This is a genomic window from Streptomyces sp. NPDC017202 (assembly GCF_044331705.1).
Taxonomy (GTDB): domain Bacteria; phylum Actinomycetota; class Actinomycetes; order Streptomycetales; family Streptomycetaceae; genus Streptomyces.
Genome location: NZ_JBIRNP010000002.1, coordinates 280,831 through 302,160, shown reverse-complemented (window position 1 = coordinate 302,160; position 21,330 = coordinate 280,831). Strand labels below are relative to the sequence as shown.

The 21,330-nt window shown below is 72.8% G+C and carries 21 protein-coding genes, 1 tRNA gene and 1 pseudogene; 10 read left to right on the top strand and 13 right to left on the bottom strand.

Annotated elements, in window-relative coordinates:
- Positions 1 to 50: 50 nt before the first annotated feature.
- Genes ACH4N1_RS05600 through pdhA form a run of 3 tightly spaced genes read right to left on the bottom strand, consistent with a single transcriptional unit; the run spans position 51 to position 3,591 of the window.
- Positions 51 to 1,454 carry a dihydrolipoamide acetyltransferase family protein gene (locus ACH4N1_RS05600; RefSeq protein ID WP_398094694.1) on the bottom strand — a complete coding sequence of 468 codons (1,404 nt, stop codon included), beginning with the start codon at positions 1,452 to 1,454 and terminating at the stop codon, positions 51 to 53.
- Entirely contained in the window at positions 1,454 to 2,458 is a 1,005-nt protein-coding gene (locus ACH4N1_RS05595; RefSeq protein WP_398094693.1) for an alpha-ketoacid dehydrogenase subunit beta, read from the bottom strand. Before ACH4N1_RS05595 ends, ACH4N1_RS05600 begins: the two co-directional genes overlap by 1 nt.
- On the bottom strand, positions 2,458 to 3,591 hold the full coding sequence (gene pdhA / locus ACH4N1_RS05590) for a pyruvate dehydrogenase (acetyl-transferring) E1 component subunit alpha (protein ID WP_398094692.1): 1,134 nt from the start codon (positions 3,589 to 3,591) through the stop codon (positions 2,458 to 2,460). The genes ACH4N1_RS05595 and pdhA overlap by 1 nt, the downstream gene beginning before the upstream one ends.
- Positions 3,592 to 3,868: 277 nt before the next feature.
- Between pdhA and ACH4N1_RS05585 the strand changes: the two genes are divergently transcribed.
- Positions 3,869 to 4,348 carry an Lrp/AsnC family transcriptional regulator gene (locus tag ACH4N1_RS05585; RefSeq protein ID WP_398095251.1) on the top strand — a complete coding sequence of 160 codons (480 nt, stop codon included), beginning with the start codon at positions 3,869 to 3,871 and terminating at the stop codon, positions 4,346 to 4,348.
- A gap of 2 nt (positions 4,349 to 4,350) precedes the next feature.
- Here ACH4N1_RS05585 and ACH4N1_RS05580 read toward each other — a convergent pair whose 3' ends face one another.
- Positions 4,351 to 4,938 carry a TetR/AcrR family transcriptional regulator gene (locus ACH4N1_RS05580; protein WP_398094691.1) on the bottom strand — a complete coding sequence of 196 codons (588 nt, stop codon included), beginning with the start codon at positions 4,936 to 4,938 and terminating at the stop codon, positions 4,351 to 4,353.
- Positions 4,935 to 6,449, bottom strand: a complete 1,515-nt coding sequence (locus ACH4N1_RS05575) for a 3-hydroxyacyl-CoA dehydrogenase (RefSeq protein ID WP_398094689.1) — start codon at positions 6,447 to 6,449, stop codon at positions 4,935 to 4,937. Before ACH4N1_RS05575 ends, ACH4N1_RS05580 begins: the two co-directional genes overlap by 4 nt.
- A 160-nt stretch (positions 6,450 to 6,609) precedes the next feature.
- On the opposite strand from ACH4N1_RS05575, the gene paaN reads away from it, so the two are divergent.
- Positions 6,610 to 8,301, top strand: a complete 1,692-nt coding sequence (paaN, locus tag ACH4N1_RS05570) for a phenylacetic acid degradation protein PaaN (protein WP_398094688.1) — start codon at positions 6,610 to 6,612, stop codon at positions 8,299 to 8,301.
- Between the two features lie 78 nt (positions 8,302 to 8,379).
- Here paaN and ACH4N1_RS05565 read toward each other — a convergent pair whose 3' ends face one another.
- The 3 genes from ACH4N1_RS05565 to ACH4N1_RS05555 are packed head-to-tail and all read right to left on the bottom strand — an operon-like array spanning position 8,380 to position 11,221.
- Positions 8,380 to 9,138 carry a TrmH family RNA methyltransferase gene (locus tag ACH4N1_RS05565; protein WP_398094687.1) on the bottom strand — a complete coding sequence of 253 codons (759 nt, stop codon included), beginning with the start codon at positions 9,136 to 9,138 and terminating at the stop codon, positions 8,380 to 8,382.
- Positions 9,135 to 10,352 carry an HTTM domain-containing protein gene (locus ACH4N1_RS05560; protein WP_398094686.1) on the bottom strand — a complete coding sequence of 406 codons (1,218 nt, stop codon included), beginning with the start codon at positions 10,350 to 10,352 and terminating at the stop codon, positions 9,135 to 9,137. Before ACH4N1_RS05560 ends, ACH4N1_RS05565 begins: the two co-directional genes overlap by 4 nt.
- On the bottom strand, positions 10,349 to 11,221 hold the full coding sequence (locus ACH4N1_RS05555) for a DUF5819 family protein (protein ID WP_398094685.1): 873 nt from the start codon (positions 11,219 to 11,221) through the stop codon (positions 10,349 to 10,351). Before ACH4N1_RS05555 ends, ACH4N1_RS05560 begins: the two co-directional genes overlap by 4 nt.
- Before the next feature lie 392 nt (positions 11,222 to 11,613).
- On the opposite strand from ACH4N1_RS05555, the gene paaA reads away from it, so the two are divergent.
- The 6 genes and pseudogenes from paaA to ACH4N1_RS05525 form a co-directional block, all read left to right on the top strand.
- A complete protein-coding gene (gene paaA, locus ACH4N1_RS05550; protein ID WP_398094684.1) occupies positions 11,614 to 12,654 on the top strand; it encodes a 1,2-phenylacetyl-CoA epoxidase subunit PaaA in 1,041 nt (346 codons plus the stop codon).
- Positions 12,651 to 12,938 carry a 1,2-phenylacetyl-CoA epoxidase subunit PaaB gene (gene paaB / locus ACH4N1_RS05545; protein ID WP_398094682.1) on the top strand — a complete coding sequence of 96 codons (288 nt, stop codon included), beginning with the start codon at positions 12,651 to 12,653 and terminating at the stop codon, positions 12,936 to 12,938. Before paaA ends, paaB begins: the two co-directional genes overlap by 4 nt.
- Entirely contained in the window at positions 12,935 to 13,657 is a 723-nt protein-coding gene (gene paaC / locus ACH4N1_RS05540) for a 1,2-phenylacetyl-CoA epoxidase subunit PaaC (protein ID WP_398094680.1), read from the top strand. Before paaB ends, paaC begins: the two co-directional genes overlap by 4 nt.
- Positions 13,651 to 14,172 carry a 1,2-phenylacetyl-CoA epoxidase subunit PaaD gene (gene paaD / locus ACH4N1_RS05535; protein ID WP_398094679.1) on the top strand — a complete coding sequence of 174 codons (522 nt, stop codon included), beginning with the start codon at positions 13,651 to 13,653 and terminating at the stop codon, positions 14,170 to 14,172. The genes paaC and paaD overlap by 7 nt, the downstream gene beginning before the upstream one ends.
- Positions 14,172 to 15,233, top strand: coding sequence for a 2Fe-2S iron-sulfur cluster-binding protein (locus ACH4N1_RS05530; protein WP_398094677.1), 1,062 nt, complete (start codon positions 14,172 to 14,174; stop codon positions 15,231 to 15,233). The genes paaD and ACH4N1_RS05530 overlap by 1 nt, the downstream gene beginning before the upstream one ends.
- A gap of 184 nt (positions 15,234 to 15,417) precedes the next feature.
- Positions 15,418 to 15,537: pseudogene (locus ACH4N1_RS05525) on the top strand (acyl-CoA dehydrogenase); the annotation flags it as partial.
- Positions 15,538 to 15,594: 57 nt separating this feature from the next.
- Here the strand turns inward: ACH4N1_RS05525 and ACH4N1_RS05520 are convergent.
- The 5 genes from ACH4N1_RS05520 to ACH4N1_RS05500 all read right to left on the bottom strand — a co-directional run bounded on the left by ACH4N1_RS05520 (position 15,595) and on the right by ACH4N1_RS05500 (position 19,441).
- The gene (locus ACH4N1_RS05520) at positions 15,595 to 15,924 is read right to left on the bottom strand and encodes a rhodanese-like domain-containing protein (RefSeq protein WP_398095249.1); all 330 of its coding nucleotides are present in this window, start codon (positions 15,922 to 15,924) and stop codon (positions 15,595 to 15,597) included.
- A gap of 215 nt (positions 15,925 to 16,139) precedes the next feature.
- Positions 16,140 to 16,937 (bottom strand): J domain-containing protein, encoded by a 798-nt coding sequence (locus tag ACH4N1_RS05515; protein ID WP_398094675.1) that lies wholly within the window; start codon positions 16,935 to 16,937, stop codon positions 16,140 to 16,142.
- A gap of 36 nt (positions 16,938 to 16,973) precedes the next feature.
- Entirely contained in the window at positions 16,974 to 17,285 is a 312-nt protein-coding gene (locus ACH4N1_RS05510) for a hypothetical protein (RefSeq protein WP_398094673.1), read from the bottom strand.
- A gap of 204 nt (positions 17,286 to 17,489) precedes the next feature.
- On the bottom strand, positions 17,490 to 18,959 hold the full coding sequence (locus ACH4N1_RS05505; protein WP_398095248.1) for a DUF2252 domain-containing protein: 1,470 nt from the start codon (positions 18,957 to 18,959) through the stop codon (positions 17,490 to 17,492).
- A gap of 398 nt (positions 18,960 to 19,357) precedes the next feature.
- A tRNA-Leu gene (locus tag ACH4N1_RS05500) sits at positions 19,358 to 19,441 on the bottom strand.
- 422 nt (positions 19,442 to 19,863) lie between these two features.
- On the opposite strand from ACH4N1_RS05500, the gene ACH4N1_RS05495 reads away from it, so the two are divergent.
- Together ACH4N1_RS05495 and ACH4N1_RS05490 are read left to right on the top strand one after the other, a co-directional pair.
- Positions 19,864 to 20,724 carry an FhaA domain-containing protein gene (locus tag ACH4N1_RS05495; protein ID WP_398094672.1) on the top strand — a complete coding sequence of 287 codons (861 nt, stop codon included), beginning with the start codon at positions 19,864 to 19,866 and terminating at the stop codon, positions 20,722 to 20,724.
- A gap of 10 nt (positions 20,725 to 20,734) precedes the next feature.
- Positions 20,735 to 21,250 (top strand): FHA domain-containing protein, encoded by a 516-nt coding sequence (locus ACH4N1_RS05490; RefSeq protein WP_073495160.1) that lies wholly within the window; start codon positions 20,735 to 20,737, stop codon positions 21,248 to 21,250.
- Positions 21,251 to 21,330: the final 80 nt, after the last annotated feature.

Genomic DNA, 21,330 nt, shown 5'->3' with positions numbered 1-21,330 from the left:
CGAGTATGCGCGGCACTCCGATCACACGGAACGGCGGAGTGCCCACACGGTCACAGGGTGCGCAGCAGCACCGCCGGCTGTTCCACGCAGTCCGCCACGTAGCGCAGGAAGCCGCCCGCCGTGCCGCCGTCGCACACCCGGTGGTCGAAGGTGAGCGAGAGCTGGACGACCTGACGCACGGCCAGTTCACCCTCGTGCACCCAGGGCTTGGGCACGATGCGGCCGACACCGAGCATGGCGGCCTCGGGGTGGTTGATGATCGGCGTGGAGCCGTCGACGCCGAAGACGCCGTAGTTGTTCAGCGTGAACGTGCCGCCGGTCAGATCGGCCGGTGTGAGGGTGCCGGTGCGGGCCGCCTCGGTGAGCCGGGCGAACTCCGCGCCGAGTCCCTCGGTGTCGCGGGCGTGCGCGTCGCGGACGACGGGCACCACGAGACCCCGCTCGGTCTGGGCGGCGAAGCCGAGGTGGACGTGGTCCAGGCGGACGACCTCCCTGGCTTCCTGGTCGACGGTGGAGTTGAGCTCCGGGAAGCGGGCCAGGGCCGCGGTGCAGATCCGGGCCAGGAGCGCCAGGAGGGAGATCTTCGGCCCCCCGGCCGCGTTCATCGCCGTACGGGCACGCATCAGCTCGGTCGCGTCCGCGTCGACCCAGCAGGTCGCGTCGGGAATCTCGCGCCGGCTGCGGGAGAGCTTGTCGGCGACGGCCCCGCGGACGCCCTTGAGCGGGATGCGGGTGCCGGACGTGGCTGTGGTGGGGGCGGGGGTGACGACCGCCGCCTGTGAGGCCACACGCGGGTGCGGCTCGGCAGTCGCCGTCGTGGTCCGGCCCTGCGCGGCCGCGGCCCGCAGCGCGTACTCCACGTCGGCCCGCAGGATCAGGCCGTCAGGACCGGAGCCGGTCAGCTCCCTCAGGTCGATGCCGTTCTCACGGGCCAGCCTGCGCACGAGGGGGGAGATCACCGCCACGGGGCCGTCCGCCGTCTCGGCGGTCCGCGCTCCCCCGTTCGCCGAGGCCACCGTCGGCGCCACGGGCACGGGGGCGGGGGCCGGCCGGTCCGGCCGCACCCTGCGGCGGCGCGCGGGCGCCTCGGAGGTGCCGTACCCCACGAGGACGTTGCCCGAGCCCTGGGCGCCCGCGGCGGCCGACGCGCTCTGGGTGCCCTCGGTGACCGGGGCGTCCGGGCCGTCCGTCGCGTCGCCGGAGGCCGGTGCGCCCACGGCGACCGTGATCAGCGGGGCGCCGACGGGCAGTTCCGTACCCTCCTCGCCGAAGCGGGCGGTGACCACACCGCCGTAGGGGCAGGGGACCTCGACCATGGCCTTGGCCGTCTCGACCTCGACGACCGGCTGGTCGACGGCGACGACGTCACCGACCTCGACCAGCCAGCGGACGATCTCCGCCTCGGTGAGTCCCTCCCCGAGGTCGGGGAGCTTGAACTCCAGCACCTGTGCCATCAGCTCTCGGCCTCCCACTGCAGACGCGCCACGGCGTCCAGGATGCGGTCGACGCCGGGCAGGTGGTGGCGCTCCAGCATCGGCGGCGGGTAGGGGATGTCGAACCCGGCGACGCGCAGCACCGGTGCTTCCAGGTGGTGGAAGCAGCGCTCCGTGACGCGGGCCGCGATCTCCCCGCCCGGGCCTCCGAAGGAGCCCGATTCATGGACGACGACCGCCCGTCCGGTCCGCCGCACCGAGGCGGTGACCGTCTCGTCGTCGAACGGCACCAGGGAGCGCAGGTCGACGACTTCGAGGTCCCAGCCCTCGGCCCGGGCCGCCTCGGCGGCTTCGAGGCACACGGGCACCGACGGCCCGTACGTGATGAGTGTGGCGCTCCGGCCCGAGCGCCGCACCACCGCGCGGCCGATGGGTTCAACGGCTGCCGGCTCCTCAGGGTTCCAGGAGTCCTTCGACCAGTACAGGCGCTTGGGTTCGAGGATGACGACCGGATCGTCGGAGGCGATGGCGGCACGCAGCAGACCGTAGGCGTCGGCGACCGTGGCGGGCGTGACGACGTGCAGCCCGGGGGTGGCCATGTAGTAGGCCTCGGAGGAGTCGCTGTGGTGCTCGACGCCGCCGATGCCGCCGCCGTAGGGGACGCGGATCGTGACGGGCAGCGGCATGCGGCCGCGGGTGCGGTTGCGCATGCGGGCGACGTGGCTGACGAGCTGCTCGAACGCCGGGTAGGCGAAGGCGTCGAACTGCATCTCCACGACCGGGCGCAGGCCGTACATGGCCATGCCGACCGCGGTGCCGAGGATGCCCGCCTCGGCCAGCGGGGTGTCCGTGCAACGGTCCTCGCCGAACTCCGCGGCGAGTCCGTCGGTGACCCGGAAGACGCCGCCGAGGGTGCCCACGTCCTCACCGAGGACGTGCACGGACGGGTCGGCGGCCATCGCGTCGCGCAGGGCGCGCGTGAGGGCCTGCGCCATGGTGGCGGGCTTGACGGCGACAGTGGTCATCAGTGCGTTCCTCCCTGCTCCGCCTCGATCTCGGCCTGCAGCAGGGCGCGCTGTTCACGGAGTTGCGTGGTGGGCTCGGCGTACACATGGGCGAAGAGGTCCATGGGGTCGAGCGGGGCGTCCTGGTTCATGCGGGCGCGCAGGTCGGCGGCCATGGTCTCGGCGGCGTCCCGCGCCGCCTGCCTCGTCTCCTCGTCGAGCAGCCCGCGCGCGGTCAGCTCGTGCTCCAGCAGGTCGATCGGGTCGTGCCCGCGCCAGGTCTCGACCTCGGCGTCGCCGCGGTAGCGGGTCGCGTCGTCGGCGTTGGTGTGGGCGTCCACGCGGTAGGTGATCGCCTCGACGAGCGTGGGACCGCCACCCGCGCGCGCGTGCCGTACGGCGTCGGCGAGCACCTCGTGCACGGCGGCCGCGTCGTTGCCGTCGACCAGCCGGCCGGGCATGCCGTATCCGACGGCCTTGTGGGCCAGCGAGGGCGCGGCGGTCTGCTTGGCGAGCGGGACGGAGATCGCGAACCCGTTGTTCTGGACGAGGAAGACGACCGGCGCCCGCCAGACGGCGGCGAAGTTCAGCGCCTCGTGGAAGTCGCCCTCGCTGGTGCCGCCGTCGCCGACCATGGCGAGCGCCACCACGTCGTCGCCCTTGAGGCGGGCGGCGTGCGCGAGGCCCACGGCGTGCGGGAGCTGCGTGGCGAGCGGGGTGCTCAGGGGGGCCACGCGGTGCTCGTAGGGGTCGTAGCCGGTGTGCCAGTCGCCGCGCAGCAGCGTGAGGGCCTCCACCGGGTCCACGCCGCGGGCGACGACCGCGAGGGTGTCGCGGTAGCTGGGGAAGAGCCAGTCCTGTTCCTGGAGGACGAGGGCGGCGGCGACCTCGCAGGCCTCCTGGCCGGTGCTGGAGGGGTAGACGGCGAGGCGGCCCTGCTTGGTCAGGGCGGTGGCCTGCGCGTTGTACCGACGGCCGCGCACCAGCTGGGCGTAGAGCCTGCGCAGCAGCTCCGGGTCGGCCTGCGCGGCCGCCTCGGTGCCGAGGACGCGGTACGGCTCCGCGTCGGGCAGCAGCGGCGCGGGGTCGGTGCGGGGCTGCCAGGCGGGCGGCGGTGTCGGCCGGTATCCGCCCCGCTGCTCCATGACCGTCATGACGGCACCTCCTCGTGGGAGTGGCTACGGGGGACGGGTCGGCTGTGACCCGCCTCACCTACCGATTGTTCGGTCGTCGGCACATTTTGGCTACAGGGCCCCCCAGGCTGTGGACAAACGGTTCCTCACAACCTGAGATGGGTGCAGGACGTCCACGGCGAAGAGGCGGGGGGACATGGCAGCTGAACAAATGGCCGAAAGCGCCGAGAGCGCCGAGAGCCAGGACGGCAGCTCACCGCCGCGCGCGGAGACCACGGCCCCACCGCGCGCGGAGACGATGGCCCCGCCGCGCCCGGAGGCCAAGGCCCCGCCCCGACCGCTCGACGCCATCGACCAGGACATCCTCCAGATGCTCCAGGCGGACGGCCGGGCCTCGATACGGTCGGTCGCCGAGCGGGTCCACGTGTCGCGCGCCAACGCCTACGCACGCATCAACCGGCTCATCGAGGACGGCGTGATCCGCGGCTTCGGCGCGCGCGTGGACCATGAGCGCGCGGGCCACGGAACGTCCGCCTACGTCACGCTGAAGATCGTCCAGAACTCCTGGCGCACGGTCCGCGAGCAGCTCAGGCAGCTGCCCGGCGCCTCCCACATCGCCCTGGTGGGCGGCGACTTCGACGTCCTGCTGCTGGTGCACACGCCCGACAACAGGTCACTGCGCGAACTGGTGCTCACCCGTCTCCAGGCGATCCCGGAGGTGCTCAGCACGCGCACGCTGCTGGTGTTCGAGGAGGAGGACCTGGAGCCGCAGGGATGACCTCAGGCCCGCCGCAGCCCTGAGAACACCAGCCGGGCGACCGCGTCGCCCACCTCGCGCTCGCCCATGCCCCGCCCGTCCGGGCGGTACCACTCGACGATCGAGTTGATCATGCCGAAGACGAGCCTGGTCGCGAGCCGCACCTCCACGTCACCGCGTACGTCCCCGTCGGCGGCGGCCGCCCTCAGCAACGCGGCCACCCGGTGGTCGAAGTCGCGCCGCCGCTCCAGCGCCCACCGCTCGGTGGCGGTGTTGCCGCGCACCCGCAGCAGCAGCGTCACGTACGGCAGTTCGGAGATGAGCACCTCGACCATGCGCCGCACGACGTACTCCAGACGCTCCACCGCACGTCCCACACGCGCGTGCTCCTCGTCGAGGATCGCGAACAGTCCGTCCAGCGCCCGGCTCACCGCCCGCCGCAGCAGTTCCTCCTTGCCGCTGACGTGGTGGTATATCGACGACTTGGAGATGCCGGCCGCCTTGGAGAGGTGCTCCATGGAGGTGCCGTCGTAGCCGCGCTCGATGAAGACCTGCACGGCGACCGAGAGCAGGGTCTCCGGGGTGTACGTGTCGCGCTTGGCCGTGGTCATGGGGTGCCCTCCCGCTTGTCGGCGGAGTGTCCGTGGCGGTAGAGCGCCAGAGAGGGCGCGTAGCGGCCGGAGGGCTCACGCAGGTGCAGCTCCTCCAGGAGGTCGTGGGCCCAGACCCGGCCGAGCCTGCGGCTCCACTCGAAGGGGCCGAGCGGGTAGTTGACGCCCAGGCGCATCGCGGTGTCGACGTCCTCCTCGGTGGCGACGCCCTTGGCGACGGCGTCGTGCGCGAGGTCGACGATCCGCGCGACCGTACGGGCGACGATCATGCCGGGGACGTCGCCGATGACGCTGACGTCCTTGCCGAGCGCCTGGAAGAGGCCGACGGCCTCGGAGAGCGTCTGCTGGGGGGTGTCCTGGGAGGCGGACACGGCGATGCGGGTGGCCTTGCGGTAGTCCAGGGCGAGGTCGAAGTAGACGACGTCCCGGAACTCCACCGAGGTCTGGCCGTCGGCGAGGGCGAGCTGGCCGCCGCTCGGCAGCACCAGGCGGGTGCCGCCGTCCTCGTCCTCCTCGCGGACCTGGATGCCCGCCTCGCGGATCATCACCAGCAGCTCCGAGGCGGGTCCCAGGTCGCCCTCGGCGACCACGTACGCGGGCGGCCGGCGCTTCTCCGCGGTGTGCGGCTCGGCCCGCTCGGCGCCGTCGCGGTGGTCGAACCAGCCCTGTCCGGTCTTGCGGCCCAGGCGGCCGGACTCGACCAGGCGGCGCTGGGACAGCGAGGGGGCGAAGCGCACGTCCTGGAAGAAGGACTGCCACACGGAGTGCGTGACGGACTCGTTGACGTCCTGGCCGATCAGGTCGGTGAGTTCGAACGCCCCCATCCGGAAGCCGCCGGACTCGCGCAGGACCGCGTCGATGGTGGCCGGGTCGGCGCCCTGCGCCTCGTGGACCGCGAAGGCCTCGGCGTAGAAGGGCCGGGCGATGCGGTTGACGATGAACCCCGGGGTGTCGGCGCAGGCGACGGGCGTCTTGCCCCAGGCACGGGCGGTCTCGTACGCGCGCGTGGCCGACGAGACGTCGGTGGCGAACCCCGAGACGACCTCGACCAGCGGCAGCAGCGGCGCCGGGTTGAAGAAGTGCAGACCGACGAGACGGCCCGGGTTGCGCAGGGCGCCTCCGATGGCCGTCACCGACAGGGAGGAGGTGTTCGTGGCGAGCAGACAGTCCTCGCCGACCACGTCCTCCAGGGCGCGCATCAACTCCTGCTTGACGTCCAGCCGCTCCAGGACGGCCTCCACGACCAGCGCGCAGTCCGCGAGTCCGGCGAGGCCGTCCACGGGGGTGAGGCGGGCGCGGGCGGCGTCCCGCTCGGCGGCGGTGAGACGGTCCTTCTCGACGAGCCGGTCGAGACGGGCACCGATCGTGGCGGCCGCTTCTCCCGCGCGCCCGGCGACGGCGTCGTACAGCCGCACCGGGTGGCCCGCGGTCAGCGCGACCTGGGCGATGCCCTGGCCCATGGTGCCGGTGCCGACGACGGCCACGGGGCTGCTGAGGTCGAGTGCTGTCATGTGCGCGATCCTCCCGCACGGGGTTTTCCACAGATGCGGCGGACCCCCTTGTCCCGACCGATCGTTCGGTTACTCTAACCCTGACTGCCCGTTCCTGTCCCTGTTTCCGTCCAGGTCCAGAGCTCGACGAAGAGTTCTCCAGACGAGGAGTTGGTCCCGCATGGCCGCCGAACTCACCGCTCACGCCTTGATCGCCAAGCACCGGCCCACTCTCGACCAGGCCCTGGAAGCGATCCGCACCCGCGCGTACTGGTCCCCGCACCCCGAGCACCCCAAGGCCTACGGCGCCGACGGCAGCCTGGACGCGGCGGCGGGCAAGGCGGCCTTCGACGGCGTCCTGGGCACCCGCCTGGACCTCGGCCAGCCCGGCACCGACGGCTGGGTGGGCGGCGAGGTCTCGCCGTACGGCATCGAGCTGGGCGTCGAGTATCCGCACGCGGACATCGACGAGCTGCTGCCCGCCATGAAGGCCGGTCAGCGCGCCTGGCGGGACGCGGGGGCGGAGATGCGCGCGGTGGTCTGCCTGGAGATCCTCAAGCGCGTCAGCGACCGGACCCACGAGTTCGCGCACGCGGTCATGCACACCTCCGGCCAGGCCTTCATGATGGCGTTCCAGGCGGGCGGCCCGCACGCGCAGGACCGCGGCCTGGAGGCGGTGGCGTACGCGTACGTGGAGCAGGTCCGCACGCCCGAGACGGCGGAGTGGACCAAGCCGCAGGGCAAGCGCGACCCGCTGGCGCTGACCAAGCAGTTCACGCCGGTGCCGCGCGGGATCGCCCTGGTGATCGGCTGCAACACCTTCCCGACGTGGAACGGCTATCCGGGCCTGTTCGCCTCCCTCGCCACCGGCAACGCGGTCCTGGTGAAGCCCCACCCGCGCGCGGTGCTGCCGCTCGCGCTGACCGTGGCCGTCGCGCGCGAGGTGCTCGCGGAGGCGGGCTTCGACCCGAACCTGGTGGCGCTCGCCGCCGAGCGGCCCGGCGAGGGCATCGCCAAGACCCTGGCCACCCGCCCCGAGATCAGGATCGTCGACTACACCGGCTCGACCGCCTTCGGCGACTGGCTGGAGGCCAACGCCCGCCAGGCGCAGGTCTACACCGAGAAGGCCGGCGTCAACACGGTGCTCGTCGAGTCGGCCGCCGACTACCGGGGCATGCTGTCCAACCTGGCGTTCTCGCTCTCCCTGTACAGCGGCCAGATGTGCACCACCCCGCAGAACCTGCTGATCCCCCGTGACGGCATCCGTACCGACGAGGGGCCCAAGACCTACGACGAGGTCGTCGCCGACCTGGCCCGCGCGGTCGACGGCCTCCTCGGCGACGACGCGCGCGCGAACGCCCTGCTGGGCGCGATCGTCAACCCGGACGTGCAGGCCCGCCTGGAGGCCGCGGCCGGTCTCGGCGAGGTCGCCCTGGCCTCCCGCGAGGTGAGCAACCCCGAGTTCCCGGGCGCCGTCGTGCGCACCCCGGTGATCGTCAAGCTCGACGGGGCCAAGCCCGAGGACGAGGCGGCCTACATGAGCGAGTGCTTCGGACCGGTCTCCTTCGCCGTCGCGGTCGACTCGGCGGCGGACGCCGTCGAGCTGCTGCGGCGCACGGTCCGCGAGAAGGGCGCGATGACGGTCGGCGCGTACACGAGCGACGAGGAGGTGGAGCGGGCCGTCCAGGAGGTCTGCCTCGAGGAGGCGGCGCAGCTCTCGCTCAACCTCACCGGCGGGGTGTACGTCAACCAGACGGCCGCCTTCTCCGACTTCCACGGCTCGGGCGGCAATCCGGCGGCCAACGCCGCGCTCACCGACGGCGCGTTCGTGGCGAACCGCTTCCGCGTGGTCGAGGTCCGCCGGGAGGCCTGAGGACCCGCGCGGGACCTGGTTCCCTTCGTGTGGATCAGGCCGGGCTCGCGGAGCCTGGCCTGATCCACACGAAAGAACCTAAGCGCGCGGGGCGCCCCCGGTCGCGCTCCAGTGGTACAGCGTCATGGCCACACTGGTCGCGAGGTTGTAGCTGGAGACCTGGGGGCGCATCGGAAGGGCCAGCAGGTGGTCGGCCCGCGCGCGCAGCACCCCGGACAGCCCGCTGCGCTCCGAACCGAAGGCGAGGACGGCGTCGTCCGGGAGCTTCACGCCCCGGATGTCCTCCCCTTCCGGGTCGAGCGCGAACACCGGCCCGGCCGGCAGCTCGTCGGCGGTCAGCCGCTCCACGGCGGTCGCGAAGTGCAGGCCGGCGCCGCCACGCACCACGGTCGGGTGCCAGGGGTCGAGCGTGCCGGTGGTGACCACGCCGGTCGCCCCGAAGCCGGCGGCCAGCCGGATCACGGCACCCGCGTTGCCGAGGTTGCGCGGATCGTCGAGGACCACGACGGGCGCCGGGCGGGGCGTGCGGGACAGCACCCGCAGATTGGCCTCGCGGGACGGCCGTACCGCCAGGGCGGCCACGGCGGTGGGATGCGGCCGCGGCACCAGCGAGGCGTAGACCGCCTCCGGCACCTCCGTCAGGAGCGCCTCCAGTGCCACCCTCACGTCGGGGGCGAGATCGTCGGCGAGGGCGAGCGCCGCCCGCCGGTCCACGGCGACCGCCACCGGCACGTCGGCCCCGAAGCGCACGGCGTGCTTCACGGCGTGGAAGCCGTCGAGCAGCACACAGCCGTCGGCGAGCCGGCGCCACCGGCCGAGCGGATCGGGATCGGTCATGCCGGGAAGCCTACGCGGCTGGGCTCGGCGTCCCCCGGCTCGTGCGCCCTCCGCTGCTCGGGCACCGCGGCACCGCGCCGCGGCAGCAACGCCTCCCACACGCGCGCGGCCCAGCCGCCCAGCCTCCGCAGGAACGACGTCGGCAGGAAGACCGCGTCCGTCGCGATCATCGCCAGGGAGAAGAACGGCAGCCCGAGGAGCACCGCGATCGCGGTGTGCTCGGCGATCATGGCGACGAGCAGGACGTTCTTCACCCGCCGGTTGAACAGGGTGAACGGGAAGGCGACCTGCACGATGACCGTCCCGTACGTCACGAGCATCACCATGGTGCCGCTGGACGACAGCAGATCGCCGAGCGCCGGCCAGGGGGAGAAGTAGTCCAGGTGCAGCGGGTAGTAGGCGGCGGTGCCGTCCTGCCAGCGCGAGCCCTGGATCTTGTACCAGCCGGCCGTCGCGTAGATCAGACAGGCCTCCGCCATGATCACCAGCAGGGCGCCGTTGTGCAGGACGTCGGTGATCACGTCGAGCAGGATCCGGGGCTGCGCGGACGTCACGAGGCGCCCGACGGCCCACCGCACGCCCAGCGCGGCCCACACCGTCCACAGGATCAGCGGCACGGTCCAGTCGCCGTCGAGCCGGCCGCCCGCGGTCACCGCGACCAGCACCACGCCGGACACGCTCCACAGGGCGGGCCCGACCCGGTCGGTGACGCGCTCCCCACGCGCGCGTGCCTCGGCCGCGCGCCGCTCCCGCCGCGCGTCCAGCGACCAGACCCGGCCGCAGCGCAGGAAGACCAGGTACATCGACATCAGGTGCAGGACGTTGTCGCCGCCGTCGCCCACGAAGACGCTGCGGTTCTGCAGCGAGAGCACGCCCACCATGAACAGCACCGACATGGTGCGGGTGCGCCAGCCCAGCAGCAGCAGCAGGCTCGACAGGACCGACAGCGCGTACACCGTCTCGAACCAGCCCCGGCCGTCCGACCACATCAGGGCCGTGAAGGCGCCGTTGTCGTCGATGAGCCGCCGGGCCAGCTCCCAGCTCCACGGGCCGTCGGGACCGTACAGCTCCGCACGGTGGGGAAGCTCGCGCAGCAGGAACAACAGCCAGGTCAGGCTGAACCCGATGCGGACCACGGCGCTCTGGTACGGCCCGAGCGCCGAGCCGGTGACGCGCGCGATCACGGCGGACACCGACAGGGAGAACCGGTTCACCGCATGCCTCCCTCGGTGTCACCGGCGGCCAGTGGCCACCAGGGCAGCACCCGGTAGACCGGCGTCGACGAGACCTTGTCGGTGCTCCAGGACGGCGCCGGCACGTTGGTGGTGCGGGAGCGGACCTGGACGCGTTCTATGGTGCCGCCCCGGCCGGCCGCCTCGCCGCGTTCCAGCCGCAGCACGACGATGTTGCAGAGGTAGGTCTCGGCGAGAGTGCTGCGCGGGCCCGTCGAGCGGTTGTCGGAGTCGTGCGAGCCGGCGTAGAAGTCCCAGGCGCGGCGCAGCTCGTTCTGCTGGGTGTGGCTCGGCACCAGGTTGCCGTCGATGCCCCGGCCGTCCTGGGCGGACAGGTCGAACCAGCCGGTGGTGCGCGCCGTGCCGTCGGCGGTGCGGACGTCGGCGCGGACCTGGACGGCGATGTTCTGCTGGAGCGGGTTGGGCGCGAAGAGCTTCCAGTTCTGCTCGAACTCCGGGTAGACGTATTCGTCGATCGCCTTGCCGTGCGCCTTGGTGACCGTGTTGGACGGCGCGACATGGAGGAACACCATGCCGACGTGGACACAGACGGCGACCGCGACGACGGCGAGCGCCAAGGCGGCGACGACCTGGTAGCGCGGGGAGAGGGCGGCAACGCCGCCCCGCGGCTCGGCTCCGGCCGGGGTCCCGTCCTGCACGGCCCCGGGCCGGACGCCGGGCGGATCGCCCTGAACGTCCTCGGATCGGACGTCTGCCAGGCCGCCCCGAGCGTCCTCGGTCCGGACGCCGGGCAGGTCGTCCCGCACCCGCCGCTCCTCCGCCGACGCCTCCGGCCCGCGTGGCGCATCGGCCTCCCGCGGGGGGCCGGCGCCTCCGTCGTACGCGTTCATTCCGCCCCGTTCCCCGATTCCGGTCCGTCTTCCGCCTGCTCGCCGGGCCACGGCGACCCGTTCGTACCCGCCGGCGCGTCCACGTCGACCCGCTTTCGCGCACCGCGTGCGCGGGCACGGGTCGGGACAGCCTTTGTACGGCTGTCGCACAGTCGTCGCACGGAACGGTACTCAGCCCGACCCGGCCCGCGCAGCCCTCCCCCCGAGCGGGGCCGGTCCGGTACGCCGCGAGGCCCCGCCGCCGACGGGCCTCCCGAGTTTTTCCACAGGAACGCCCGCAGGTTGTCCACAGCGGTTGACACCTTACGACGGCCGTCTCACCATGGAATCGCACGGACCGAACGATCGGTCGGGAGACGGCTCGGAGAGAGCCCGAGGTCGAGGGGGACCGCATGGCGACAGCAGCCGCGCACCAGACGGCCCGCACACAGCGGTACGGCGGCCGGGAAACCGCCGACGGCGAGCAGGACGCCTGGGAGCGCGCCTTCGACGCCGCGGTGGCCGCCGACGAACGCATCGAGCCACGCGACTGGATGCCCGACGCCTACCGCGCGACGCTGGTCCGCCAGATCGCCCAGCACGCCCACTCCGAGATCATCGGCATGCAGCCGGAAGCCAACTGGATCACGCGCGCGCCCTCCCTGCGCCGCAAGGCCATCCTCATGGCGAAGGTCCAGGACGAGGCGGGCCACGGCCTGTACCTCTACAGCGCGGCCGAAACGCTCGGCACGAGCCGCGAGGAGCTGCTGGACAAGCTGCACACCGGTCGCCAGAAGTACTCCTCGATCTTCAACTACCCCACCCTGACCTGGGCCGACGTCGGCGCGATCGGCTGGCTGGTGGACGGCGCCGCGATCACCAACCAGGTCCCCCTGTGCCGCTGCTCCTACGGCCCGTACGCACGCGCGATGATCCGCGTCTGCAAGGAGGAGTCCTTCCACCAGCGCCAGGGATACGAACTGCTGCTGGCCCTCAGCCGCGGCACCCCCGAACAGCACGCGATGGCCCAGGACGCGGTGGACCGCTGGTGGTGGCCCTCGCTGATGATGTTCGGCCCGCCCGACGACGAGTCCGCGCACTCCGCGCAGTCGATGGCCTGGAAGATCAAGCGGCACTCCAACGACGAACTGCGCCAGCGCTTCGTCGACATCTGCGTCCCGCAGGCCGAGTCCCTGGACCTCACCCTCCCCGACCCGGACCTGAAGTGGAACGAGGAGCGCGGCCACCACGACTTCGGCCCGATCGACTGGACGGAGTTCAAGGAGGTCCTCAAGGGCAACGGCCCGTGCAACGAGCAGCGGCTCAGCCAGCGCACCCGGGCACACGAAGAGGGCGCCTGGGTCCGGGAGGCCGCCGCGGCCCACGCGGCCAAGCACAGCCGGGAAAAGAACGAGAGCCGCGAGAACCGTGGGACGGGAGCGAAGCAGGCATGACGAACACCGACTGGCCCCTGTGGGAGGTCTTCGTGCGCTCCCGCCGCGGCCTCTCCCACACCCACGCCGGCAGCCTGCACGCGCCGGACGCGGAATTCGCCCTGCGCAACGCCCGTGACCTGTACACCCGGCGTGGCGAGGGCGTCTCGCTCTGGGTCGTGCCGTCCGCCGCCGTCACCGCCTCCTCACCGGACGAGAAGGACCCGTTCTTCGACCCGGCCGCCGACAAGGCGTACCGGCACCCGACGTTCTACGAGATCCCGGAGGGGGTGAAGCACCTGTGACCACGACCGCGCGCACCAACATCGCCGCTCTCGCCCTCGGCGACGACGCCCTGGTGCTCTCCCACCGCCTGGGGGAGTGGATGGGCCACGCGCCCGTGCTGGAGGAGGAGGTCGCTCTCGCCAACATCGCCCTCGACCTGCTGGGCCAGGCCCGCATCCTGCTGTCGATGGCCGGCGACGAGGACGAACTGGCCTACCTCCGCGAGGAACGCGCCTTCCGCAACCTCCAGTTGGTGGAGCAGCCCAACGGCGACTTCGCCCACACCATCGCCCGCCAGCTGTACTTCTCCACCTACCAGCACCTGCTCTACGACCGACTGGCCGCCGGAGAGGGACCGTTCGCGGGGCTCGCGGCCAAGGCCGTCAAGGAGGTCGCCTACCACCGCGACCACGCCGAGCAGTGGACCCTGCGCCTCGGCGACGGCACCGAGGTCAGCCACGAGCGGATGCGACGGGCCTGCGACGCCCTGTGGCGGTTCACCGGCGAGATGTTCCAGCCGGTGGACGGCGTCGACACCGACCCGGCCGGCCTGGAGACCATCTGGCTGGAGTCGGTCGGAGCCGTGCTGCGCCGCGCCGGACTGGAGCTGCCCCAGGGGCCGCGGACCGGAGCATGGCGCGCGGGCGCGGGCCGTCAGGGCCTGCACACGGAGTCCTTCGGACGGATGCTCGCCGAGATGCAGCACCTGCACCGCAGCCACCCGGGGGCGTCATGGTGACCCTCACCCCCCTGGAGGCGGAACTCCTCGCGGTCGCCGGTTCGGTGCCCGACCCCGAGCTGCCCGTGCTCACCCTCCAGGAGCTGGGCGTCCTGCGCGCGGTCCATGTGCGCGACACGGACGCCGTCGAGGTCGAACTGACCCCGACCTACACCGGCTGCCCGGCCGTGGAGGCGATGTCCACGGACATCGAGCGGGCACTGCGCGACCACGGCGTCCGCGAGGTCACCGTGCGCACGGTACTCACCCCCGCCTGGTCGACGGACGACATCTCCGCCGAAGGCCGTCGCAAACTACGGGAGTTCGGCATCGCGCCGCCGCGCGCGCAGGGCCCGGCCGGACCGGTCGGCGTCACCCTCGGACCGACCCGCACCGCCGAGCAGGACCCGGTCCGCTGCCCCCACTGCGGCTCTGCCGACACCGAACTGCTCAGCCGTTTCTCCTCCACCGCCTGCAAGGCGCTGCGGCGCTGCCTGGCCTGCCGTGAACCCTTCGACCACTTCAAGGAGTTGTGATGGCCCGCTTCCACCCGCTCCCCGTGGCCGCGGTGGACCGGCTCACCGACGACTCCGTGGCCCTGACCTTCACCGTCCCCTCCGCACTGCGCGAGGAGTACCGGCACGCGCCGGGCCAGCACCTCGCCCTGCGGCGCAGGGCCGACGGGGCCGAGATCCGGCGGACGTACTCGATCTGCTCGCCCGCGCCGGAGCCCGCCGGGGAGGGCCCGCGCACCCTGCGGGTGGGCGTGCGACTGGTCGAGGGCGGCGCCTTCTCGACCTACGCGCTCAAGGAGATCAACGTCGGGGACGAACTGGAGGTGATGACACCGGCGGGCCGGTTCACCCTCGATCCCGCCCCCGGTCTGTACGCGGCGATCGTCGGCGGCAGCGGCATCACCCCGGTGCTGTCGATCGTCTCCACCCTGCTGGCGCGCGAACCCGAGGCCCGGTTCTGCCTGATACGCAGCGACCGTACGGCAGCGTCGACGATGTTCCTGGAGGAGGTCGCCGACCTCAAGGACCGGTATCCGCAGCGGCTGCACCTGGTCACCGTGCTCTCCCGGGAGGAACAACAGGCCGGGTTGCCGTCCGGGCGGCTGGACCGGGAGCGCCTGACCGGGCTGCTGCCGGCGCTGCTGCCCGTGGCGGACGTGGCGGGCTGGTTCCTGTGCGGGCCGTTCGGCCTGGTGCAGGGCGCGGAGCGGGCCCTGCGGGAGCTCGGCGTCGCCCGCGCCCGCATCCACGAGGAGATCTTCCACGTGGACGTCACAGCCCCCGCCTCCACCTCCCCCGCCCCGGCGCACAGCACGGTCACCGCCCGGCTCGACGGCCGCGGTGGCAGCTGGGCCGTGGCGGACGGCGAGTCGGTCCTGGAGACCGTGCTGCGCAACCGGCCCGACGCGCCCTACGCCTGCAAGGGCGGGGTGTGCGGAACCTGCCGGGCCTTCCTCGTCGCCGGCGAGGTGCGGATGGACCGCAACTTCGCGCTGGAACCGGAGGAGACCGAGGCCGGCTATGTACTGGCGTGCCAGTCGCATCCCCTGACCGAGGCGGTGGAGGTGGACTTCGACCGGTGAGCCGGGAAGGACACGGCGACGGCCGGAGCACGGCGCCCGGCCGCTCCCGTCCTCTTCTCCTGCAACCCGTTCCGTCCTGGCGGGTCGTCAGCCCTGCCGGCCCGTCGGCGGGACAGACCGTGGACTTCGGCTTCCCGGAGGGGCAGCGGGCGGCGGCCGAGGCCGCGTGAGGCGTCTTCGCCGCGTCGGCTGTCCGCTGCACCGCTGCCGCGCGTGGGCCGAACACCCGGAGCTCCCCCCTGGGCCCGCGGCGGCGCACGAGGAGGTCCTGGGCGACCTGTCGGCCGCCCGCACCCTCGGCTGAAGCCCCACCCGCCCGCAGCCGCACGGACCCGCAGGTCCGGGCGGTGCGGCTGCGGGACTACAGGACGAAGCCGGGCTGCCCGTCGTCGGTGACGACCGGGCGGCCCACGGCCGACCAGTGCTGCATGCCGCCGTCCACGTTCACCGCGTCGATGCCCTGCTGCGCGAGGTACATGGTGACCTGGGCGGAACGGCTACCGGAGCGGCAGATCACATGGACCCGCCCGTCCTGCGGAGCCGCCTCGGTCAGCTCGCCGTAACGCGCGACGAACTCGCTGATGGGAATGTGCAGTGCCCCTTCGGCATGACCCGCCTTCCACTCGTCGTCCTCCCGGACGTCCAGCAGGAAGTCGCCGTCCTTGAGGTCCTCGACCCCGACCGTGGGCACACCAGCTCCGAAACTCATGCCCCCGACGCTACCGGACGCCCCACACCTCCCGACGGCCCCGCCGCAGCTCCGATGCGCCCGCCGCAGGACTCCACCCCGGGACCCCGCCTCGGACACCCGGCGACCAGACCCCGGTGCCGACCGGCAGGGCCCGCCGCGGACCCGGACCACCGCCCCGAACCGAAAGCCCCTCAGCCCCTCAGCCCCTGGGCATCTCAGCCGGTCAGCTCCGCCAGCTCGGCCTCCCGCTTCGCCACCTCGGCCAGGAGCTGCTCGGCGATCTCCTCCAGAAGCCGGTCGGGGTCGTCTGGCGCCATCCGGAGCATCGCGCCGATCGCGCCCTCCTCAAGCTCCCGGGCCACCAGCGCCAGCATCTCCTTGCGCTCGGCGAGCCACTCCAGCCGGGCGTACAGCTCCTCGCTGGGGCTGGGCCGCCGCTCCTCGGGGGCCGGGCCGGCCGCCCACTCCTCGGCCAGCTCCCGCAGCACGGCCTCGTCGCCCCGGGCGTAGGCGGCGTTGACCCGCGTGATGAACTCCTCACGCCGCGCCCGCTCCGCATCCTCCTGCGCCAGGTCGGGATGGGCCTTGCGGGCCAGCTCCCGGTAGAGCTTGCGGGCCTCGTCGCTGGGCCGCACCCGCTGCGGCGGCCGCACCGACTGGTCCGTGAGCATGGCCTCGGCCTCCGGGAACAGGCCGTTGCCGTCCATCCAGCCGTGGAAGAGCTCCTCGACCCCGGGCATCGGCATGACCCGGGCCCGCGCCTCGTCCGCCTTGCGCAGGTCCTCCGGATCACCGGTGCGGGCGGCCGTGGCCTCGGCGATCTGCGCCTCCAGCTCATCGAGCCGGGCATACATCGGACCGAGTTTCTGGTGGTGGAGCCGCGAGAAGTTCTCGACCTCGACGCGGAAGGTCTCCACCGCGATCTCGAACTCGATCAGCGCCTGCTCAGCGGCCCGTACGGCCTTCTCGAGCCGCTCCTCGGGCCGCGACTGCTCAGCTTCGGGGGTCGTCACCCGACCAGCGTAGGCCACCCCTGAGGGGGAGCTCCCTCAGTCCCGGTGCTCCGGGCGGTCCGCCGCCACCCGCTCCGCCTCCGGATCCCGGCAGACCACGAGGAGCGTGCCGGGGCGGCAGGCCAGTTCGTGGGTGCGGCCGCCGGGGTGCGGGAGGATCTCGTCGAGCATCACCGCGCCGACCTCGTCGAGAGCGCAGCCGTCGAGGACGTCGGCCTGGAAGCGGGAGACGCCCCGGTAACGGACGACGAGGTCCGCGTCGTGCTTCCAGCAGTCGTGCCGGAAGCGGATCTCCAGGCCCGCGTCCCCCTCCGGCGGGCCTCCACCGGCCGGAGATCCTTCACGCACCGTCCGCCCGGGAAGGCGTGGTGATCCGGATCGGTGGCGAACGCGCGCGCCCCGGGAGGCAGTTGCCCGCCCGGTACCGGCAACCGCTCCAGGTACGGCCTCGGATCGAGGACCCCGGTGAGGTCGCCGACCCGGCCGTCCAGCTCGACGTACTTCACCGAACGCCCCTCATGCCGCCTTCACCGAACGCCCCTCATACGGCGCTCACACCCCCGTCTCCGCCGCGATCCTCCCCGTCCGTACCGCCGTCACCAGGTCCGCGTGATCCGCCTCCGTGCGGTCGGCGTAGGCCATGGCGAAGGCGGCCACCGCCTCGTCCAGTTCCTCGTTCTTGCCGCAGTAGCCGGCGATGAGCCGCGGGTCGGCACTGTGCGAGTGGGCACGGGCCAGCAGGGCACCGGTCATGCGGCCGTAGTCGTCGACCTGGTCGGCGGCGAGAGCGGCGGGGTCCACGCTGCCTTTGCGGTTGCGGAACTGCCGGACCTGGAAGGGCCGGCCCTCGACCGTGGTCCAGCCCAGCAGGGAGTCGCTGACCACCTGCATGCGCTTCTGCCCGAGGACCACCCGCCGCCCCTCGTGCTCGACGGCCGGAGGCTCGAAACCGGCGCTCACCAGATGCGGCACCAGCACCGAGCGCCGCGCCTCCTTCACCTGGAGCACGAGCGGCTCGCCCCGGTGGTCCAGCAGCAGGACGACGTAGGACCGGGTGCCCACGCTGCCCGTGCCGACGATGCGGAAGGCCACGTCGTGCACCGCGTGCCGGGCCAGCAGGGGCAGCCGGTCCTCCGGCAGCGTGGTCACGTACTGCTCGAGGGACGCGGCCACCGCGGCGGCCTCCGCGTCGGGGACGCGCCGCAGCACCGGCGCCGCGTCGACGAAGCGGCGCCCGCCCTCCGGAGTCGGCTCGGTCGACTTCGCGGCGAACCGTCCGCTCGTGTTGGCCCGCGCCTTCTCCGAGACCCGCTCCAGCGTGCCCAGCAGGTCGTGGGCGTCGGCGTGCGAGACGAGTTCCTCGTCGGCGATGGCGTTCCACGCGTCCAGCACCGGAAGCCGGGCCAGCAGGCGCATGGTGCGGCGGTAGGCGCCGGCCGCGTCGTGCGCCGCCCGGCGGCAGGTGTCCTCGTCGGCGCCGGCCTCCCGGCCCGCGAGCACCAGGGACACGGCCAGCCGCTTGAGGTCCCACTCCCAGGGGCCGTCGACCGTCTCGTCGAAGTCGTTCAGGTCGATGACCAGGCCGCCGCGGGCGTCGCCGTACAGCCCGAAGTTGGCCGCGTGCGCGTCGCCGCAGATCTGTGCCGTGACGCGGGTCATCGGGGTACGGGCCAGGTCATGGGCCATGAGGCCCGCCGAACCCCGCAGGAACGCGAACGGTGTGGCGGCCATCCGCCCCACCCGTATAGGCGTGAGTTCGGGGAGGCGTCCCCGGCCGGACTCCTCGACCGCGGTCACCGCGTCGGGGCGGGAGGGGTCCAGGTCGAGCCCGGCGTGCGCCGCGCGCGGCACCTGGCGGCGCAGGGCCTTGCCCTCCTCCTTCGGCGAGCCCGAGGCGGGCCACTCGGCGAACCCCCGCGTCCGGGGAAGGCGCGGCCCCTCACCCCGGATCACCCGCGCACCCTCACCCGCGCCCCCGTCCGCGCTCGCACTCGCGCCCACTCCGGCACCGGCCTCCGTCACCACGACCGCCTCCCCCGCACCCCGACGAACATCAACTCCTGCAGACCGTACCGCCGACGGCCGAAACCCGTCAGACCCTGTGGACAACCACCCGGGCCCCGCCCCGCCCGCACGCGACGCCGTCCCTCTCACCCGTACAGGACGCCCCGTCGACCACGACTGCCCGCCCCGTCCACCAGGTCCGCCCCGTCCGCGCCCGCTCGCCCCGCCACACGCCGCCCCACGCCCCCGTGAGATACCTCACGCGCGTGAGCTGCATTCACGCATCCGGACACCCCCGCCTGCACGTCCGCACGCGTCCGGGCCTCCCCGCCCCCGCGTCCACGCATCCCGCACGCATCCACACCCCGGACATGCGAAAGCCCCGCAGATCCGAAGATCTGCGGGGCTTTCAGCTGTGCGCGAGGGGGGAGTTGAACCCCCACGCCCTTGCGGGCACTGGAACCTGAATCCAGCGCGTCTGCCTATTCCGCCACCCGCGCATTGGGTGTGTCATCAGGGTGTTGGCCTCGCGGCCCGGCGCCTTCCGACATGCAGAACATTAGCACGTGGGCCAGGGTGCGTTCACATCCCTTCTTCCGGGGCAGAGGTCACCGCGAGAGGTCCGCGGCAACCTCCCTACGTCTCGGCGACGACCGGTTCACGTATCAACCTCGTACCTATGACGGCCGTCTCCCCGGTAGGCGGGCGAGCTCCACAGTCAGGTGCGGGACACTGGTCCTCGGCCGCCTCTACGATCCTGGGCAGAAGGACGAGCGAAGGACGCGCGGAGGACGCCGTCGACACCGGTCGGCGGAGCCGACAGGGGGAACCGGCCGATCGACCGGCGCGTGGATACGATCAGTAAGCAGTACCAGGTAGGCAGCAGGACACGGGACGCAAGTCACGACGGAGGAGGTGCCCCATGGGAGTCCTGAAGAAATTCGAGCAGCGTCTCGAGGGTCTGGTCAACGGCACCTTCGCCAAGGTGTTCAAGTCCGAGGTGCAGCCCGTGGAGATCGCGGGAGCGCTCCAGCGGGAGTGCGACAACAACGCGACCATCTGGAACCGCGACCGGACCGTCGTACCCAACGACTTCATCGTGGAGCTGAGCACGCCGGACTACGAGCGGCTCAGCCCCTACTCCGGCCAGCTCGGCGACGAACTGGCCGGCATGGTCCGCGACTACGCGAAGCAGCAGCGCTACACCTTCATGGGACCGATCAAGGTCAACCTGGAGAAGGCGGACGATCTCGACACCGGTCTGTACCGCGTGCGGAGCCGCACCCTCGCTTCCTCCACCAGCGGCCCGCAGGCGCCCGAGCGCGCGCCCGGCGGCCGCCCCGGCGGGTACGGCGGGGGTGCGGCGGCCGCGCCCCCCATGCCCGCCGCACCCCCGCCCGCCGCGTCCGGCGGCCGCCCCGGCGGGTACGGCTACCCGCCCGCGGCCGGCGGCCAGCGCCCGGCGGGCGGCGGACTCGCGGGTGCCCCGGCGCCCGGCTCCCGGACCCGCCACTGGATCGAGATCAACGGCACCCGTCACCAGATCTCCCGTGCGACCCTCGTGCTGGGCCGCAGCACCGAGGCCGACGTGCGGATCGACGACCCCGGCGTCTCCCGCCGGCACTGCGAGATCCGGACCGGAACGCCCTCGACGATCCAGGATCTCGGGTCCACCAACGGCATCGTGGTGGACGGGCAGCACACCACCCGCGCTACGCTCCGCGACGGCTCGCGGATCGTCGTGGGCAGCACCACCATCATTTACCGGCAAGCCGAAGGGTGAAGCGGGGGCAATGTCAGAGCTGACCCTCACGGTCATGCGGCTGGGTTTCCTGGCCGTACTGTGGCTGTTCGTGATCGTGGCCGTGCAGGTCATCCGCAGCGACCTGTTCGGTACGCGTGTCACCCAGCGCGGTGCGCGCCGGGAGGCGGCCCGACCGCAGCAGGCCCAGCGCCAGGCGCCTCCGCAGCAGCGCCAGCAACCCGCCGCGGGCGGCGGACGCAGGGGGCGCAACGCCCCGACGAAGCTGGTCGTGTCCGAGGGCACCCTCACCGGCACGACCGTCGCGCTCCAGGGCCAGACCATCAGCCTGGGCCGCGCGCACGACAGCACCATCGTGCTGGACGACGACTACGCCTCCAGCCGCCATGCCAGGATCTACCCGGACCGCGACGGCCAGTGGATCGTCGAGGACCTGGGCTCCACCAACGGCACGTACCTCGACCGAACGCGGCTGACGACTCCCACACCGATCCCGCTGGGCGCGCCGATCCGTATCGGCAAGACCGTCATCGAGCTGCGGAAGTAGTGCTACATCATGAGTGAGCGCGAGCGGAGCGAGCACGCCAGGCCGGCCGGCACCCAGGGCCCCGGCGCGCTCTCGACCGG

Coding starts and splice junctions, on each gene's coding strand:
- ACH4N1_RS05600 (WP_398094694.1), bottom strand. CDS start 1,454: ATGGCACAGGTGCTGGAGTTCAAGCTCCCCGACCTCGGGGAGGGACTC.
- ACH4N1_RS05595 (WP_398094693.1), bottom strand. CDS start 2,458: ATGACCACTGTCGCCGTCAAGCCCGCCACCATGGCGCAGGCCCTCACG.
- pdhA (WP_398094692.1), bottom strand. CDS start 3,591: ATGACGGTCATGGAGCAGCGGGGCGGATACCGGCCGACACCGCCGCCC.
- ACH4N1_RS05585 (WP_398095251.1), top strand. CDS start 3,869: ATGGCCCCGCCGCGCCCGGAGGCCAAGGCCCCGCCCCGACCGCTCGAC.
- ACH4N1_RS05580 (WP_398094691.1), bottom strand. CDS start 4,938: ATGACCACGGCCAAGCGCGACACGTACACCCCGGAGACCCTGCTCTCG.
- ACH4N1_RS05575 (WP_398094689.1), bottom strand. CDS start 6,449: ATGACAGCACTCGACCTCAGCAGCCCCGTGGCCGTCGTCGGCACCGGC.
- paaN (WP_398094688.1), top strand. CDS start 6,610: ATGGCCGCCGAACTCACCGCTCACGCCTTGATCGCCAAGCACCGGCCC.
- ACH4N1_RS05565 (WP_398094687.1), bottom strand. CDS start 9,138: ATGACCGATCCCGATCCGCTCGGCCGGTGGCGCCGGCTCGCCGACGGC.
- ACH4N1_RS05555 (WP_398094685.1), bottom strand. CDS start 11,221: ATGAACGCGTACGACGGAGGCGCCGGCCCCCCGCGGGAGGCCGATGCG.
- paaA (WP_398094684.1), top strand. CDS start 11,614: ATGGCGACAGCAGCCGCGCACCAGACGGCCCGCACACAGCGGTACGGC.
- paaB (WP_398094682.1), top strand. CDS start 12,651: ATGACGAACACCGACTGGCCCCTGTGGGAGGTCTTCGTGCGCTCCCGC.
- paaD (WP_398094679.1), top strand. CDS start 13,651: ATGGTGACCCTCACCCCCCTGGAGGCGGAACTCCTCGCGGTCGCCGGT.
- ACH4N1_RS05530 (WP_398094677.1), top strand. CDS start 14,172: ATGGCCCGCTTCCACCCGCTCCCCGTGGCCGCGGTGGACCGGCTCACC.
- ACH4N1_RS05495 (WP_398094672.1), top strand. CDS start 19,864: ATGGGAGTCCTGAAGAAATTCGAGCAGCGTCTCGAGGGTCTGGTCAAC.
- ACH4N1_RS05490 (WP_073495160.1), top strand. CDS start 20,735: ATGTCAGAGCTGACCCTCACGGTCATGCGGCTGGGTTTCCTGGCCGTA.